Origin of the sequence: Pseudomonas sp. Irchel 3E20 (assembly GCF_900187645.1) — a bacterium.
Lineage (GTDB): Bacteria > Pseudomonadota > Gammaproteobacteria > Pseudomonadales > Pseudomonadaceae > Aquipseudomonas.
The window spans coordinates 359855-375124 of sequence record NZ_FYEE01000004.1 but is presented as its reverse complement, the minus strand read 5'-3'; the positions used below and the strand labels follow the sequence as shown (position 1 = coordinate 375124).

General features: G+C 63.3%; 16 protein-coding genes. 8 read left to right on the top strand and 8 right to left on the bottom strand.

Translation table 11 applies throughout. The features are described 5' to 3' along the window. The first annotated feature begins 147 nt into the window (after positions 1-147). Positions 148-5007 (top strand): NAD-glutamate dehydrogenase, encoded by a 4860-nt coding sequence (locus CKW13_RS10430; RefSeq protein ID WP_095108506.1) that lies wholly within the window; start codon positions 148-150, stop codon positions 5005-5007. Between the two features lie 94 nt (positions 5008-5101). Here the strand turns inward: CKW13_RS10430 and CKW13_RS10425 are convergent, their stop codons facing one another. Continuing rightward, a complete protein-coding gene (locus CKW13_RS10425; protein ID WP_095108505.1) occupies positions 5102-5365 on the bottom strand; it encodes a DUF4404 family protein in 264 nt (87 codons plus the stop codon). 122 nt (positions 5366-5487) lie between these two features. Next, positions 5488-6096 carry a phosphatase gene (locus CKW13_RS10420; RefSeq protein WP_095108504.1) on the bottom strand — a complete coding sequence of 203 codons (609 nt, stop codon included), beginning with the start codon at positions 6094-6096 and terminating at the stop codon, positions 5488-5490. Positions 6097-6275: 179 nt separating this feature from the next. Between CKW13_RS10420 and CKW13_RS10415 the strand changes: the two genes are divergently transcribed. Beyond that, positions 6276-6965 carry a VacJ family lipoprotein gene (locus CKW13_RS10415; RefSeq protein WP_095108503.1) on the top strand — a complete coding sequence of 230 codons (690 nt, stop codon included), beginning with the start codon at positions 6276-6278 and terminating at the stop codon, positions 6963-6965. Between the two features lie 61 nt (positions 6966-7026). Here CKW13_RS10415 and CKW13_RS10410 read toward each other — a convergent pair whose 3' ends face one another. Continuing rightward, a complete protein-coding gene (locus CKW13_RS10410) occupies positions 7027-7326 on the bottom strand; it encodes a PilZ domain-containing protein (protein WP_095108502.1) in 300 nt (99 codons plus the stop codon). Positions 7327-7601: 275 nt separating this feature from the next. Here CKW13_RS10410 and rssB point away from each other — a divergent pair, with 275 nt between their 5' ends. Both rssB and rssC read left to right on the top strand, forming a co-directional pair. Further along, a complete protein-coding gene (gene rssB, locus CKW13_RS10400) occupies positions 7602-8786 on the top strand; it encodes a two-component system response regulator RssB (RefSeq protein ID WP_095108500.1) in 1185 nt (394 codons plus the stop codon). Further along, positions 8783-9265 (top strand): anti-sigma factor antagonist RssC, encoded by a 483-nt coding sequence (gene rssC, locus CKW13_RS10395; protein ID WP_095108499.1) that lies wholly within the window; start codon positions 8783-8785, stop codon positions 9263-9265. The genes rssB and rssC overlap by 4 nt, the downstream gene beginning before the upstream one ends. A 110-nt stretch (positions 9266-9375) precedes the next feature. On the opposite strand, the gene CKW13_RS10390 is transcribed toward rssC, so the two are convergent. Next, positions 9376-9690, bottom strand: a complete 315-nt coding sequence (locus CKW13_RS10390; RefSeq protein WP_095108498.1) for a hypothetical protein — start codon at positions 9688-9690, stop codon at positions 9376-9378. Between the two features lie 189 nt (positions 9691-9879). Here CKW13_RS10390 and CKW13_RS10385 point away from each other — a divergent pair, with 189 nt between their 5' ends. Genes CKW13_RS10385 through CKW13_RS10375 form a run of 3 tightly spaced genes read left to right on the top strand, consistent with a single transcriptional unit; the run spans position 9880 to position 12066 of the window. Further along, a complete protein-coding gene (locus CKW13_RS10385; protein ID WP_095108497.1) occupies positions 9880-10536 on the top strand; it encodes an STN domain-containing protein in 657 nt (218 codons plus the stop codon). Continuing rightward, positions 10533-11078 (top strand): RNA polymerase sigma factor, encoded by a 546-nt coding sequence (locus CKW13_RS10380; RefSeq protein WP_095108496.1) that lies wholly within the window; start codon positions 10533-10535, stop codon positions 11076-11078. The genes CKW13_RS10385 and CKW13_RS10380 overlap by 4 nt, the downstream gene beginning before the upstream one ends. A gap of 37 nt (positions 11079-11115) precedes the next feature. Beyond that, positions 11116-12066, top strand: coding sequence for a FecR family protein (locus tag CKW13_RS10375; RefSeq protein WP_256576564.1), 951 nt, complete (start codon positions 11116-11118; stop codon positions 12064-12066). A gap of 91 nt (positions 12067-12157) precedes the next feature. Here the strand turns inward: CKW13_RS10375 and CKW13_RS10370 are convergent, their stop codons facing one another. Together CKW13_RS10370 and gspH are read right to left on the bottom strand one after the other, a co-directional pair. Then, positions 12158-12769, bottom strand: a complete 612-nt coding sequence (locus CKW13_RS10370; RefSeq protein ID WP_095108495.1) for a prepilin-type N-terminal cleavage/methylation domain-containing protein — start codon at positions 12767-12769, stop codon at positions 12158-12160. Next, positions 12766-13218: a type II secretion system minor pseudopilin GspH gene (gene gspH / locus CKW13_RS10365; RefSeq protein WP_095108494.1), complete on the bottom strand. Its 453-nt coding sequence runs from the start codon at positions 13216-13218 to the stop codon at positions 12766-12768. Before gspH ends, CKW13_RS10370 begins: the two co-directional genes overlap by 4 nt. A 116-nt stretch (positions 13219-13334) precedes the next feature. On the opposite strand from gspH, the gene CKW13_RS10360 reads away from it, so the two are divergent. Beyond that, the gene (locus CKW13_RS10360) at positions 13335-13763 is read left to right on the top strand and encodes a type II secretion system protein N (RefSeq protein ID WP_095108493.1); all 429 of its coding nucleotides are present in this window, start codon (positions 13335-13337) and stop codon (positions 13761-13763) included. Between the two features lie 28 nt (positions 13764-13791). On the opposite strand, the gene CKW13_RS10355 is transcribed toward CKW13_RS10360, so the two are convergent. Continuing rightward, positions 13792-14046 (bottom strand): hypothetical protein, encoded by a 255-nt coding sequence (locus CKW13_RS10355; RefSeq protein WP_141233970.1) that lies wholly within the window; start codon positions 14044-14046, stop codon positions 13792-13794. Between the two features lie 4 nt (positions 14047-14050). Beyond that, positions 14051-15259 carry an LLM class flavin-dependent oxidoreductase gene (locus CKW13_RS10350; RefSeq protein ID WP_095108491.1) on the bottom strand — a complete coding sequence of 403 codons (1209 nt, stop codon included), beginning with the start codon at positions 15257-15259 and terminating at the stop codon, positions 14051-14053. Between the last annotated feature and the right edge of the window lie 11 nt (positions 15260-15270).

Genomic DNA, 15270 nt, shown 5'->3' with positions numbered 1-15270 from the left:
GGATGTGACCTGGCGGTCATGTCCGGCTTCATCCTCCTGCCGTCCTGCAACGCTCTACCCGAGCATCAGGACCAGGATGGCGACTCACCCCGCAAGGGGTTGCACGCGACGCTTCCATCAATAACAAGCCCAAGCGGAGTACCACAGATGGCGTTTTTCACCGCAGCCAGCAAAGCCGACTTCCAGCACCAACTGCAAGCAGCACTGGCCCAGCACATCAGTGAACAGGCACTGCCACAAGTGGCGCTGTTCGCCGAGCAATTTTTCGGCATCATTTCCCTGGATGAACTGACCCAGCGTCGGATGTCCGACCTGGCCGGTTGCACCCTGTCTGCCTGGCGCCTGCTGGAGCGTTTTGACCACGCCCAGCCCCAGGTGCGCGTGTACAACCCCGATTACGAGCGCCATGGCTGGCAATCGACCCACACCGCGGTCGAGGTGCTGCACCACGACCTGCCGTTCCTGGTGGACTCGGTGCGTACCGAGCTCAACCGCCGGGGCTACAGCATCCACACCCTGCAAACCACCGTGTTGAGCGTGCGCCGCGGCGCCAAGGGCGAGTTGCTGGAAATCCTGCCCAAGGGCACCCAGGGCGACGACGTGCTGCAAGAGTCGCTGATGTACCTGGAAATCGACCGCTGCGCCAACGCCGCCGAGCTCAATGTGTTGAGCAAGGAGCTGGAGCAGGTGTTGGGCGAAGTGCGGGTCGCGGTGGCCGATTTCGAGCCGATGAAAGCCAAGGTCCAGGAACTGCTGACCGGTCTGGACCACAGCCGTTTTGCCATCGACGGCGATGAAAAAGCCGAGATCAAGAGCTTCCTGGAATGGTTGGTGGGCAACCACTTCACCTTCCTGGGCTATGAAGAGTTCGTGGTGCGCGATGAGGCCGATGGCGGCCACATCGAATACGACCCGTCGTCGTTCCTGGGCCTGACCAAACTGTTGCGCGCCGGCCTCACCGCCGATGACCTGCGCATCGAAGACTACGCCGTCAATTACCTGCGCGAACCGACTCCGCTGTCGTTTGCCAAGGCTGCGCACCCAAGCCGCGTACACCGCCCGGCCTACCCCGACTACGTGTCGATCCGCGAGATCGACGCCGATGGCAAGGTCATCAAGGAATGCCGCTTCATGGGCCTATACACCTCCTCGGTGTACGGCGAGAGCGTGCGGGTCATTCCCTACATCCGCCGCAAGGTCGAGGAAATCGAGCGCCGCTCGGGCTTCCAGGCCAAGGCGCACCTGGGCAAGGAACTGGCCCAGGTGGTCGAAGTGCTGCCCCGCGATGACCTGTTCCAGACCCCGGTGGATGAACTGTTCAGCACCGTGATGTCCATCGTGCAAATCCAGGAGCGCAACAAGATCCGCGTGTTCCTGCGCAAAGACCCCTACGGCCGTTTCTGCTACTGCTTGGCCTACGTGCCGCGCGACATCTACTCCACCGAAGTGCGGCAGAAAATCCAGCAAGTGCTGATGGACCGCCTCAAGGCCAGCGATTGCGAGTTCTGGACCTTCTTCTCCGAGTCGGTGTTGGCGCGTGTGCAGTTGATCCTGCGGGTAGACCCGAAGAATCGCCTGGATATCGACCCCGTGCTGCTGGAAAAAGAAGTGGTGCAGGCCTGCCGCAGTTGGCAGGACGACTATGCCAGCCTGGTGGTCGAGAGCTTCGGCGAGGCCCACGGCACCAACGTGCTGGCGGACTTCCCCAAGGGCTTCCCGGCCGGCTACCGCGAGCGTTTTGCCGCGCACTCGGCCGTGGTCGATATGCAGCACTTGCTGAACCTGACCCAGGAAAACCCGCTGGTGATGAGCTTCTACCAGCCCCTGGGCCATGTCACCGGCCAGCAGGAGCTGCACTGCAAGCTGTATCACGCGGACACGCCACTGGCGCTGTCGGACGTGCTGCCGATCCTGGAAAACCTCGGCCTGCGTGTGCTGGGTGAGTTCCCGTATCGCCTGCGCCACAGCAACGGCCGCGAGTTCTGGATCCATGACTTCGCGTTCACTGCTGCTGAAGGCCTGAACCTGGATATCCAGCAGCTCAATGACACCCTGCAAGACGCCTTCGTGCACATCGTGCGCGGCGACGCGGAGAACGACGCCTTCAACCGCCTTGTGCTCACGGCCGGCCTGCCATGGCGCGATGTGGCGCTGCTGCGCGCCTACGCTCGCTACCTCAAGCAGATCCGCCTGGGCTTCGACCTGGGTTACATCGCCAGCACGCTGAACAACCACACCGACATCGCCCGCGAGTTGACCCGGTTGTTCAAGACCCGTTTCTACCTGGCGCGCAAGCTCAGTGGCGATGACCTGGATGACAAGCAGCAGCGTCTGGAGCAAGCGATCCTTACCGCCCTGGACGATGTCCAGGTACTCAACGAAGACCGTATCCTGCGCCGCTACCTGGACCTGATTAAGGCCACGCTGCGTACCAACTTCTACCAGACCGACGCCAAGGGCCAGAACAAGTCTTACTTCAGCTTCAAGTTCAACCCCCATGCCATTCCAGAGCTGCCCAAGCCTGTGCCGAAGTTCGAGATCTTCGTCTACTCGCCACGGGTCGAAGGCGTGCACCTGCGCTTTGGTAACGTTGCCCGTGGCGGCCTGCGCTGGTCCGACCGCGAAGAAGACTTCCGTACCGAAGTCCTGGGCCTGGTTAAAGCTCAGCAAGTGAAGAACTCGGTTATCGTGCCGGTGGGCGCCAAGGGCGGTTTCCTGCCCCGTCGCCTGCCCTTGGGCGGTAGCCGGGACGAGATTGCGGCCGAAGGCATCGCCTGCTACCGCATCTTCATCTCGGGCCTGTTGGACATCACCGATAACCTCAAGGACGGCACCTTGGTGCCACCGGTCAACGTCGTGCGCCATGACGACGACGACCCGTACCTGGTGGTGGCGGCCGACAAGGGCACCGCGACCTTCTCCGATATCGCCAATGGCATCGCCATCGATTACGGCTTCTGGCTCGGCGATGCGTTTGCCTCGGGCGGCTCGGCGGGTTACGACCACAAGAAAATGGGCATCACCGCCAAGGGCGCATGGGTGGGCGTGCAGCGCCACTTCCGCGAGCGCGGCATCAATGTCCAGGAAGACAGCATTACTGTGGTCGGCGTGGGCGACATGGCTGGCGACGTGTTCGGCAACGGTTTGCTGATGTCTGACAAGCTGCAACTGGTGGCCGCTTTCAACCACTTGCATATCTTCGTCGACCCCAACCCTGAACCCGCCAACAGCTTCGTTGAGCGCAAGCGCCTGTTCGAGCTGCCGCGTTCGGCCTGGAGCGACTACGACACCAGCATCATGTCCGAGGGCGGCGGTATCTTTTCGCGCAGCGCGAAAAGCATCGCCATCTCGCCACAGATGAAAGAACGCTTCGCCATCCAGGCCGACAAGCTGACCCCAACCGAACTGCTCAACGCCTTGCTCAAGGCCCCGGTGGACTTGTTGTGGAATGGCGGCATCGGTACTTACGTCAAGGCCAGCACTGAAAGCCACGCTGATGTCGGCGACAAGGCCAACGACGCCCTGCGGGTCAATGGCAACGAACTGCGCTGCAAAGTGGTGGGCGAGGGTGGGAACCTGGGCATGACCCAGTTGGGCCGCGTCGAGTTCGGCCTTAATGGCGGTGGTTCCAACACCGACTTCATCGACAACGCCGGCGGCGTGGACTGTTCCGACCATGAAGTGAACATCAAGATCCTGCTCAACGAAGTGGTGCAGGCCGGCGACATGACGGACAAGCAACGCAACCAGTTGCTGGCCAGCATGACCGACGAAGTCGGTGGCTTGGTGTTGGGCAACAACTACAAGCAGACTCAGGCCTTGTCCCTGGCGGCCCGCCGTGCCTACGAGCGAATCGCTGAGTACAAGCGCTTGATGAACGACCTCGAAGGTCGCGGCAAGCTAGACCGTGCCATCGAGTTCCTGCCGTCCGAAGAGCAACTGGTCGAGCGCGTCGCGGCGGGCCAGGGCCTGACCCGTGCCGAGCTGTCGGTGCTGATCTCCTACAGCAAGATCGACCTCAAGGAAGCCCTGCTCGGTTCCCAGGTGCCGGACGACGACTACCTGACCCGCGACATGGAAACCGCGTTCCCGCCGATGCTGGTGAGCAAGTTCGCCGAAGCGATGCGCCGTCACCGCCTCAAGCGCGAAATCGTCAGCACCCAGATCGCCAACGACCTGGTCAACCACATGGGCATCACCTTCGTCCAGCGCCTCAAGGAGTCCACCGGGATGAGCCCGGCGAACGTGGCCGGCGCCTATGTGATCGTGCGTGACATTTTCCATCTCCCGCACTGGTTCCGTCAGATCGAAGCCCTGGACCACCAGGTTTCGGCCGACGTGCAACTGGAGCTGATGGACGAACTGATGCGCCTGGGCCGCCGCGCCACGCGCTGGTTCCTGCGCAGCCGGCGCAACGAGCAGAACGCTGCCCGTGACGTCGCGCACTTCGGCCCGCACCTGGCCGCCCTGGGCCTGAAACTCGACGAACTGCTCGAAGGCCCGACCCGTGAAGGCTGGCAGACCCGCTACCAGGCTTACGTCGAAGCTGGCGTGCCCGAGTTGCTGGCGCGGATGGTGGCTGGGACCACGCACCTGTACACCTTGCTGCCGATCATCGAAGCGGCGGACGTCACTGGCCAGAATGCGGCCGATGTGGCCAAGGCCTACTTTGCCGTGGGCAGCGAGCTGGACCTGACCTGGTACCTGCAACAGATCAGCGCGCTGGCGGTGGAAAACAACTGGCAAGCCCTGGCCCGTGAAGCGTTCCGTGATGACATCGACTGGCAGCAACGGGCGATCACCATCTCGGTCCTGCAAATGGGCGACGGTGAGTTGGACGTGGAAGCACGCCTGGCGCTGTGGATCGAGCAGCACCACGGCATGGTCGAGCGCTGGCGCGCCATGCTGGTGGAGTTGCGTGCCGCCAGCGGCACCGACTACGCCATGTACGCGGTGGCCAACCGCGAGTTGCTGGACCTGGCGTTGAGCGGTCAATCGGTGGTGTGAACCGCTGATTAACCGGTAATGAAAAGCCCCGTATCGTGAGATACGGGGCTTTTTTGTGTGCGCTGGGCGGGGGCGGGATCGCTTGGCCTAGGCTTCAGATGCCGATATTGCCCAGGGTCTGCACTATGTTGCGTAAGGTGCCGGCCAGGGCGGGGTGTTCGAGTTCAAAGCGTTCCACGGCCAGGTTCACATTGTCGGCCAGGCTGGTGTTTTGGGTCTGGGTTTCGAGTTCGATCTGCGCCTCGATCTGAGCCATCAGCTCGTGCAAATGGCCGCGCTCTTCTTGTGAAAGGGGCGGGTTTTGCTCCAGTTGCTCGCGCAGTGTATTGAGCTGTTCTTGCAGGTCGCGGGCAGGCATGGCGTTCTCCTTATAGATAGTCACTGGCATGGACCGCACCGGGGGGCGAAAGGTCCATGCCCACGCCTTGCAGAGTAATGCACCGGCAGGCCGCGTGCATGATCTCAATCAACATTGATCGGTCAGGGCTTTTCGCCTTTGAGGCGGCGCAGGCTGATGTCCGCCAGGCAGGTGGGCAGGTCGCCCAGGTGATCGATCACCGAATGCACTCCCAGGTTGAACAGTTGCAGGGTGGCCTTGCCGCGTTTTTGCTCCCGTTCCTGCTGACTGAGGGCCTGCCATTGGCTGGGCGCCAGGCCACACAGCGAACCACAGGACGCCAGGCCGATGGTCCACAGCCCGGCATTGAGGCCCGATTGCAGCAGGCGTGGTTCACCGCTGACCAGCACGCAGCCGTCCAGGCGTTCGACGTTCAAGGCCATCAGCGCCGCCCAGCAGGCGTGGGGCGTCGGCCACGGGTGTTGGTTGGGGGCGGCGACGATGCCTTCGGGCAGTGATTGGGCCAGGTGCGTGCAGGTATCGGCCGCTAGCTCATCGAGCCAGGCGCAGGGAATGCCTTGGCTGCGTAACGCATTCAGGATGTCCAGCGCGCCGGGCGTGGTGTGGATGGTTTCGCCGCCAGCGTCCTGGTGGCGGGTACGGGCACCGAAATCCACCAGGCAGCCACTGAGGCCAAACAGCACGGCGGTGAGGGTGGGAACGGGGCCGGGCAGGGGGGCAGCGTGGAGCATGGGCAGTGCCTCTGAAATGGTTTCATAGGCTAAGGCCGATCGATGACAGTCCGGTGACGCCCAGGTGACGGTGGCACGGCCGTTTACAAGTGCTGCCTAATCGGCCGATCCGCCTTATACTAGCGAGCTTATTGCCTGGGCCCAGCGCCCGAGACAGTCATTACCAAGGAGTTTCTTATATGCGCTGGAGCCATCGTCTAGCTCAGCTATGTGTTTGTTCCAGTGTGCTACTGGCGCCGTTTGCGGTTCAGGCCGCCACGCAGGAAGACCCTTGGGAAAGCATCAACCGCCCGATCTACAAGTTCAACGATGTGCTCGACACCTACGGCCTCAAGCCTCTGGCCAAGGGTTATCAAGCGATCACCCCGCAGTTTCTCGAAGACGGCATCCACAACATGTTCCGCAACGTCGGTGACGTCGGCAACCTGGCCAACGATGTTTTTCAGCTCAAGCCCCAAGCGGCGGGAGTGGATACGGCGCGGTTGATCTTCAACACCACCTTCGGCCTGTTGGGCTTCTTCGACGTGGGCACCCAAATGGGCCTGCAACGCAACGACGAAGACTTCGGCCAGACCCTCGGCTATTGGGGCGTGCCCAGTGGCCCGTACCTGATGCTGCCGTTTTTCGGCCCCAGCACCTTGCGCGACGCGCCGGCCAAGTACGTCGACAGCTACGGCGAACCCTACCGTTACATGGACCACGTACCGAGCCGCAACATGGCCATCGGTATGGACGTTATCGACACTCGTGCCAGCCTGTTGTCGGCCGAGAAGCTGATTAACGGCGACAAGTACGTGTTCATCCGCAACGCCTACCTGCAGAACCGCGAGTTCAAGGTCAAGGATGGCCAGGTCGAAGACGACTTTTAAACCCGGCGATACTTATAAAGAAGGCGGCCCTCGGGCCGCCTTCTTGCGTTGCAGTGGGCTGTCAGTTCATTTTCAGGATGGTCAGCCCCAGCCTTTGGCTTTCATCCTCGGCCTGCTTGACCCACACCACCTCGGTCTCGGCCTCCAAACCCGCCAGTGCCGGGTACTCGGAATCGATCTTTACGCTGAGCTGGTCACCGACCTTAAAGGCCCGCGGCGCCTGGACCTGCATGCCGCTGCTGGAAAGGTCGATGCAGACTGCTGAAATGACCTGGCCTTCGTGAAGGAGGGTGACATCGGCATCGACGCGCATGCGGATGTAATCACGCTTTTCACTGTAGTCACGATTGTTTTGGCTCATGGGCTTTGTCCTTCGATTCCGTTACGGATTTGCCTGTTCTTATAACTCCCGGTGATTTGTGCTGTAAAGACGCCTGGTGACCATCGGCATGAGCTTGAAACCCCCGGCGGATGGGAGTACCGTCTGCGCCTTACAAGGGCACCTCTGACTCACGGGCCACCGGGAAACCTCCCGCAGCCGCGAGCCAGAGAGGCTAGAAAGCGAATCTAAGTAGTGCAACCCAGGTCCCCGACCGGTGCGCCTACGCCAACCTCATTCTGGCGCCGTTTGCCCACATGCAGAAAACCAGTGCCACGCTGCTGATAATCGATGACGACGAAGTAGTGCGCGAAAGCCTCGCCGCCTATTTGGAAGACAGTGGATTCAGCGTCCTTCAGGCCGGTAATGGCCAGCAGGGTCTCAAGGTCTTCGAGCAAGCCCAGCCCGACCTGGTGATCTGCGACCTGCGCATGCCGCAGATGGGCGGCCTGGAACTCATTCGCCACGTTACCGACCTTGCGCCGCAGACCCCTGTGATAGTCGTCTCCGGTGCCGGTGTAATGAACGATGCCGTTGAAGCCTTGCGTCTGGGCGCCGCCGATTACCTGATAAAACCCCTCGAAGACCTCGCCGTGCTGGAACACTCCGTGCGCCGGGCGCTCGATCGGGCGCGCCTGCTGCTGGAGAACCAGCGCTATCGCGAGAAGCTTGAGACCGCTAACCGCGAACTCGAAGCCAGCCTCAACCTGCTGCAGGAAGACCAGAACGCCGGGCGCCAGGTGCAGATGAACATGCTGCCGGTCAGCCCTTGGGCCATCGACGAATTCCAGTTCGCGCACCAAATCATTCCGTCGTTGTACCTGTCCGGCGATTTCGTCGATTACTTCCGGGTCGATGAGCGCCGCGTGGCGTTCTACCTGGCCGACGTGTCCGGGCATGGCGCGTCGTCCGCGTTCGTCACCGTACTGCTCAAGTTCATGACCACGCGCCTGCTGTTCGAGTCGCGGCGCAACGGCACGCTGCCTGAGTTCAAGCCCTCCGAGGTACTCGGCCATATCAACCGGGGCCTCATCAGCTGTAAGCTGGGCAAACATGTCACGATGGTCGGTGGTGTCATCGACGAGGAGACGGGTTTGTTGACTTATAGCATTGGCGGTCATTTGCCATTGCCGGTGTTGTACACGCCTGACAGTGTTCGTTATCTCGACGGGCGTGGGCTTCCGGTGGGCCTGTTCAACGAGGCCACCTACGAAGACCACGTACTGGAACTGCCGCCAGTGTTCAGCTTGACGCTGATGTCTGATGGCATTCTGGACCTTTTGCCCGAACCGACACTCAAAGAAAAAGAAGCAGCCTTGCCCGAACGGGTGAGAGCAGCGGGCGGCAGCCTGGATGGCCTGCGGCAGGTTTTTGGATTGGCCACGTTAGGGGAGATGCCGGATGATATCGCCCTGATGGTGTTGAGCAGGAATCTTCAATGAGTACCGGTAGAATCCAATTCGCCGAGCAGGACGGCACCTTTGTCCTGAAATTCGTCGGCGAAGTGCGCCTGACCCTGTGTTCAGCGCTGGATACGACGATCGAGCGGATCTTCACCGCGCTGAACTTCTCGGCGATCGTCATCGATCTGACCGAAACCCGCAGCATCGACAGCACCACCCTGGGCCTGCTGGCCAAGCTGTCGATCCTCTCGCGCCAGAAGGTCGGCCTGTTGCCCACTGTGGTCACCACCCACGAAGACATCACCCGGCTGCTGGAGTCCATGGGGTTTGACCAAGTGTTCAACATCGTCGATCACCCGGTGCCATGCCCCGAGTGCCTGACCGACCTGCCGGAGCAGGATCAGTCCGAAGAGGTGGTGCGCATCAAGGTGCTGGAGGCGCACAAGATCCTCATGGGCCTGAACGAGTCCAATCGCGAAGCCTTCCACGACCTGGTCAATGCCCTAGAACGGCATTGAGACAGAGCTGACAAAAAAAGGCGACTCCCCAACGGGCGTCGCCTTTTTCATGCCTGCGATTGGGCTGCTTGCCGGTGGGCCCGTGCCGCCAGGGCGACCTCGGCGGCCAGTCAAGGCGTCGGGCGCTGGGGCTTGACCGAGGTGCCGAAGGTGTTGCCCATGCGCACGCTGGTAGCCGCCGGGGTGGCGAGGCCGACCTGGTTGGGTGGGCGTTTGTGCACCGGCACCTGCATTGCCTCCTGGTTTTTCTGCTGGGCGGCAGTGCCATCGGGGTTGCTCAACTGCTGGCTCAGGCAGTTGTAGTCGGGGGCCTTGTAACCATTGACCTGTACCTCGACGCAGTTTTGTTGCCCCTCTTGCGCTTGGGCCCAGGGCAGGGTACCGGCCATCAGTAGGCTGCAGGTGAGTACGAGCATTCGTTTCATATCGGGCCTCCTGGCCTGCCCCCGAGAGAGGGGCATTAAGGGCTTGAGTCTACGTCATGGCGTTTTGATAGGTGATGATGGTTTTTTTGCAGTGGCCGTCATACCAGATTCATAAACAGCCTTCAGGATGACGGTTTTCAGGGACAGGCCGCCGTGCAGCAAGGCAAAGCCAGGGTCGGGCGTCGAGGGATGGTGTACACGCTATTGGCATTGTGCGTGGTTTGGGTTTGCGCGCCCGCCCAGGCCGCGCCGGTCGAGCTGGACATTCCCGCCCAGGACCTGGCCGCTGCCCTGGCGCAGTTCAGCCACGCCACGGGCATGGCGGTGCTGGTGGATCGCGAGTTGACCCAGGGTCGTCGTTCGTTGCGGGTCAAAGGCCGCTACAGCGCTGGCGAGGGGTTGGAGCGGTTGCTCACTGGCAGTGGCCTGATGGCCCGCTACGCCCGTGCCGACGCCTTCACCTTGCAAACGGCGCAGGTGCGCGACGAAGCGCCCCGGGTTACAGGCAAAGGCGCGGGCGCGGTCGCGCCGGGCAGCAGCTATGCCACGGTCATTCAGCGCAGCATCGAGCGGGCCTTGTGCCGCACGCCGCTGACGCGCCCGGGCAGCTTCCGCGCGGCGTTGCAGGTGTGGGTGGGGCGTGACGGGCGGGTCCAGCATAGTCGCCTGCTGGCCTCCACCGGCGATGGGGAGCGCGATGGCGCGCTGTTGGAAAGCTTGCGAAACCTCAGGATCGACCGGGCGGCGCCCAGTTCATTGCGCCAACCGGTGACCCTGCTTTTACTGCCGGACCAAACAGGGGCACGCATGGAATGCAAAGAACAGGAAGGAACCTGGGGGCCATGAAAACCAACGGGCAAAGCGCGATGGTCAGGTTGTTCCTGAGCTCCTACGAGGACTTTCGCGAGCGCCTGCGCCGGCGCCTGGGGTCGGAGGACTTGGCCAACGACGTGCTCCACGAAACTTACCTGCGGGTCGACCGCATGGACGAGCCGCCCAACTTGTTGCAACCCAACGCCTACCTGTACCGCATGGCGCTGAACATCGCCGCCGACCGGCGTGAATCCGATGCGCGCCTGTTGACGGGCAGCGAGGTGGAAGAGCTGCTGCACATCAGCGATGAAACCCTCGACCCGGCGCGGGTGGTGGGCGGGCAGAAGGAGGTCCAGTCCTTGCTCAGCGCCCTCTACGAGCTGCCGGCGCGGCGACGGCAGATCTTCATCGCGGCGCGCCTGGAGGAAGCCCCGCACCTGGAAATCTCCCAGCGCTTCGGTATTTCCACGCGCATGGTGGAAAAAGAACTCAAGGCCGCCCTGGGCCATTGCGCCGCGCGCCTGGAAAGAAAAGTCATTCAGCGGTTCGGTCCCGGTGCGGGAAAACCGTCATGAAAGAAGAGCCCCGCACATTTTTCGAGTATGTAAGCGTTTGAACATCCTTCCCTTCCCCAAACCCCCGGCGCCACCGGACGCCCGCTTGCAGAGCGAAGCCCGGGATTGGCTGGTTTTGCTGACCTCCGGCACCGCCAACGCGGCCGATGCCCGGGCGCTGCGCCAATGGTGCGCGCAAAGCCCCGAGCACGCCTTGGCGTTCGAGCAGAGCAAAGCCCTGTGGCAAAGCCTGAAACCGGCCGCTGAACGCCTGCAACAGCAAGCGCAGCCGCGGCGCTTTGGCCGGCGCGCCTTTCTGGGTGGGGCGATTGCTGCCTCGCTCGGTGCCCTGTTGCTGCAAACCAGCCTGCCCGGCGGCGTTGCTGGGCTGGGCGCCGATTACAGCACCCAGGTCGGGGAACAGCGCGGCATCGATCTGGCGGGCGGGGATCGCATCGAGCTCAACACCCAGACTCGCCTCAACCACCGCACCGCGCCGGACGGCGGCCAGGGCCTGGAACTGCTCAGCGGCGAAGTCGAAGTGCTGGCGTGTAACACGGCACCCCTCAAGGTGCGAGCCGGGGCCGGCTGGGTCAGCGCCGCCCAGGCTCGCGTCAACGTGCGCCACACCGAGCAGAGCGTGTGTGTGACCTGCATCGAAGGCACGGTGCTGCTTGACGTGCAGGGCCGCAGCCTGCGCTTGCACGCCGGGCGGCAACTGACCTACAGCAGCCAGGAAATAGGCCTGCCGCAATCCGTGGACCCCGGCGCCATCAGCGCCTGGCGCCAGCGTGTGCTGGTGTTTGAAGATGCGGCCCTGGCCACCGTCATCGACGAAATCAACCGCTACCGCCCCGGCATGTTGCTGCTGCTCAACGCCCAGGTCGGCCAGCGTAAAGTCCAGGCCCGCTTCAGCCTCGACCAACTCGCCGGCGTAGCCCTGCTGATCCGCGACGCCTACGGCGTGAAAATCACCCAGTTGCCGGGTGGGGTGGTGTTGTTGGGGTGACCCGGCGCTGGTTCATCAGCTTCTTCTGTGGGCTTGTACTTTCAGGGGGAGCGGGCAAGCCCACTCCCACAGAAAAACCACCCCAAAAACCTCACTCCAACGGCCCCACCACTTGCCGATAGCGCTCCACCCCTTGGGGTGTCTGGCGAGCCAGGCTGATCTCCAGGCCCAGGGGGTTTTCCAGGCGTTTGCCGGCTGGGCGTTTCCAGCCTTTGCCAGGTTCCCAGGTGCGCACGCTCAACTCGCTGACTTGCTCCAGCAGGGCTACGCCGTCTTGGGGCGCCGGCAGCGGGAAGCGGCTGCGCCCTGGGGCGGCGGCGCGGTACAGGGTGTTGCCCTTGAGCCACCAGCGCACCCGTTGCAGGTCACCGTTGCGTTGCGGGTCGGCGCGGATGATATCCAGGGTAAAGCCCTTGCCGTCGGCGCCGCGCAAGGTCAGGGCGGGCGGGGAGTCAGAGGGCTTGACCGTTTCGTCTTGCAGCAGCGGCTCGATCAGTTCGGTGGTGGCGCGCAGGTCCAGGTCCAGGCGCAATTGGTTCAGTGCGCGCAGCAGGGTTTCGGTCTGCCCGGCGCTGGCCTGCAAATGGCTGTCGGCGCGGGTCACGCTGTCCAGGCCACGCCAGGCGATCAGGCTGACCACCGCCATCAGCATGATCGCCACCATCACCTCGATCAGGGTAAAGCCGCGCTGGCGGGCCTTCATTGCACCGCCACCCGCCCGGCGCCATTGCGTTCCACACGGATGCGCTGCTGACCGTCCGATAGCTGCACCGACAGCGGCGGGGTGACCCATTCGCTGTTCAGCACCACGGCGCGGCGCGGCTGCACCTCGATGTTCATGGGCAGGCTGTGCCAGGCGCGGGGGCGCAGTTGCGGGTCGTGGTCGAAATATTCCGTGCCCTTGCCGTTGTCGTTCTGGCGGCTGAAGCGAAAGCCCTTGGCGTCGGCCTGCCAGGTAATCGCCCGGCCATCGGCGCGGGCTTCGGCCTGGGCCACTTGCAGCAATTGCGCCAGTTGCTCGGCATCCTTGCGCAGCAGGTGCAGCGGGTCGGGCTTGATGCTCAGGCTGATAGCGGCGCTGGCGATGCCGACGATCACCAGCACCACCATCAGTTCGATCAGGGTAAAGCCGTGCTGCTTGCAGACTTTCATCGCGCGCTCCTTGACGTCGGTTTTTATCCTGCACGGCGAACATGATGGGCGTGTGAAATAAAAACGTGAGAATTGCCCTGTAGGCTCGGTGGCTGGACAAGCACGAGGTTGCGCCCATGTCATGGATCAAGCGGTTTCATGCCCCCCAAGGGGTACAGGTGGCGGCGCTGCTCGCGGCTGTGGCAGGGGTGGCCCTGTGGTCGACGCTGCTGCTCACTCCGGCCCAATCCCACAGCCCGGTGCCCGCCGCAGCACCGGTGGCGCAGGTCGAGAGCCCGGCCGTGCAGTGGTTCTCCCAGCAGGCCGCGCAGGTGGACATCAAAGTCAGCGGGGTGATGGCCGGCACGCGCGGAGCGGTGGCGATCCTCAGCCTCAACGGCGGCCCACCGCGCAGCTACCTCGCCGGCGAACGCCTGGCCCAGGGTGTGCGGCTAGTGGCGATCGAGGCCGAGGCGGTGGTGATCGAACAGGGCAAGGGCAACCTGCACCTGAACGTGGCCAAACTGCCGGACGCGCCGTTTTTGCCGGTGCTGATCCGCCAGTGAGGTGAGTGGCTCGCGCCCGCAATGGGTTTCAGGGCTCAGGCCGTGTTCTTGAGCCACAGCCGTTCGAAGCGGCTAAGAGGCGCAAGGCCTCGCGCACCCTGGGGTCGTTGAACGGCGGTTTTTCCAGGTTCATGTCGAACGACAGCCAGTTGCCGTCGAGGATGCCCAGGCGTAGGCGCCCGCCGTAGCGCGGCTGGTTGTCGGCTACGTTTGCGACGGGCGCCTCGGCGCTGTGGCCGAGGAGCCGCCGCCGGCTGAGCAAATAGGCTTGCATTGGGGGCATGGCTTCAGGCGCCGGCCGGGCCGTTGGCCGAATGCAGGGCCAGTGGTGCAGTGGCGGGGCGGCTCAGGGCGCTGCGTTCGCCGCGAAAGTGCGGCAGGATGTGCTCGCCCAGGCGATAGGCCTCTTCCAGGTGCGGGTAGCCAGCGAGGAAGAACAGGTCGATGCCCAGTTCGTTGTACTCGCGGATGCGCGCCACCACGTTTTCGTAGCTGCCCACCAATGCGCAGCCCGGCGGAATGCCGATGTAGCCCAAGCCGGTCCAGACGTTGGGGTGGATGAAGAAATCGTCGAAGCCCTGGGTTTCGCTTTTGCTGGCGAATTCTTCTTCGTAGCTGAGCTTGCGCGCGGTGCGCAGCCCGGCGTGGGCGGCCACGGCCTTGACCGCGCCTTTGGCGATGCCTTCGTCGAAGAAACGTTTGGCTTCGGTGCGGGCCAGCTCTTCAGTCTCGCGGGTGATGACGTCGATGGACAGGCCGAAGCGGATATGCGTGCGGCCGAACTTCAGCGCACGCTCGCGCACGTCGGCGATCAGCCCGCGTACTTCATCCGGGTGCTCGGCGCGCATCAGGTAGAAGTCGGCGTGCTTGGCGGCAAATTCCCGCGCGGCGTTGGACGAGCCGGCGGTGCAGATCAGCGGCAACTCGGCCTTTTTCAGCGGGCCGCGCAGGCCGCCGCCTTCGGCGCGGTAGAAACGGCCCTCGTAGTGGAAGTTCTCGTTGTGCCAATAGCCGCGCACTACGTCCATAAATTCGGTGGCGCGGGCGTAGCGTTCATCGTGGTCGCTGAAGTCGCCGACCTGGCGCTGGAGCGCGTCGGAGCCGCCGTTGATGATGTTCCACACCAGGCGATTGCCGGTGGCGCGCTGGTAGGTGGCGGCCTGCTGCACCGCTACCCACGGGGTGTAGTGGTAGGGCTGGAATGCGGTGACGAACTTGAGGGTGCGGGTTTCCCGGGCCAGCAACGAGCACACGGTCCAGGGCTCTTCGCCGGTGGGCGCGTTGACCATCAGGGCGCCGCCGAAGCCGTTGATCTCGGCGGCGCGGGCGATTTGCCCCAGGTAGTCGATGTAGGTGAAGTGATCGCCCACGCTGAACCCCGAGACAGCGCCGGTGCTCGGCCCGCCACGGTGCCAGTCGCCCCGGTTGCGCGGGTCGCCGGGGAGGAATTGGGTTTCGCCGTGCAGGGGCAGGCGGGTGAAGAATTCGATGCTCATGGTTGGGTCTC

Excerpts from the sequence above, each read along its gene's own strand:
- CKW13_RS10430 (WP_095108506.1), top strand. The coding sequence starts at position 148 with ATGGCGTTTTTCACCGCAGCCAGCAAAGCCGACTTCCAGCACCAACTG.
- CKW13_RS10425 (WP_095108505.1), bottom strand. The coding sequence starts at position 5,365 with ATGCCTGCCCGCGACCTGCAAGAACAGCTCAATACACTGCGCGAGCAA.
- CKW13_RS10420 (WP_095108504.1), bottom strand. The coding sequence starts at position 6,096 with ATGCTCCACGCTGCCCCCCTGCCCGGCCCCGTTCCCACCCTCACCGCC.
- CKW13_RS10415 (WP_095108503.1), top strand. The coding sequence starts at position 6,276 with ATGCGCTGGAGCCATCGTCTAGCTCAGCTATGTGTTTGTTCCAGTGTG.
- CKW13_RS10410 (WP_095108502.1), bottom strand. The coding sequence starts at position 7,326 with ATGAGCCAAAACAATCGTGACTACAGTGAAAAGCGTGATTACATCCGC.
- rssB (WP_095108500.1), top strand. The coding sequence starts at position 7,602 with ATGCAGAAAACCAGTGCCACGCTGCTGATAATCGATGACGACGAAGTA.
- rssC (WP_095108499.1), top strand. The coding sequence starts at position 8,783 with ATGAGTACCGGTAGAATCCAATTCGCCGAGCAGGACGGCACCTTTGTC.
- CKW13_RS10390 (WP_095108498.1), bottom strand. The coding sequence starts at position 9,690 with ATGAAACGAATGCTCGTACTCACCTGCAGCCTACTGATGGCCGGTACC.
- CKW13_RS10385 (WP_095108497.1), top strand. The coding sequence starts at position 9,880 with ATGGTGTACACGCTATTGGCATTGTGCGTGGTTTGGGTTTGCGCGCCC.
- CKW13_RS10380 (WP_095108496.1), top strand. The coding sequence starts at position 10,533 with ATGAAAACCAACGGGCAAAGCGCGATGGTCAGGTTGTTCCTGAGCTCC.
- CKW13_RS10370 (WP_095108495.1), bottom strand. The coding sequence starts at position 12,769 with ATGAAGGCCCGCCAGCGCGGCTTTACCCTGATCGAGGTGATGGTGGCG.
- gspH (WP_095108494.1), bottom strand. The coding sequence starts at position 13,218 with ATGAAAGTCTGCAAGCAGCACGGCTTTACCCTGATCGAACTGATGGTG.
- CKW13_RS10360 (WP_095108493.1), top strand. The coding sequence starts at position 13,335 with ATGTCATGGATCAAGCGGTTTCATGCCCCCCAAGGGGTACAGGTGGCG.
- CKW13_RS10355 (WP_141233970.1), bottom strand. The coding sequence starts at position 14,046 with ATGCCCCCAATGCAAGCCTATTTGCTCAGCCGGCGGCGGCTCCTCGGC.
- CKW13_RS10350 (WP_095108491.1), bottom strand. The coding sequence starts at position 15,259 with ATGAGCATCGAATTCTTCACCCGCCTGCCCCTGCACGGCGAAACCCAA.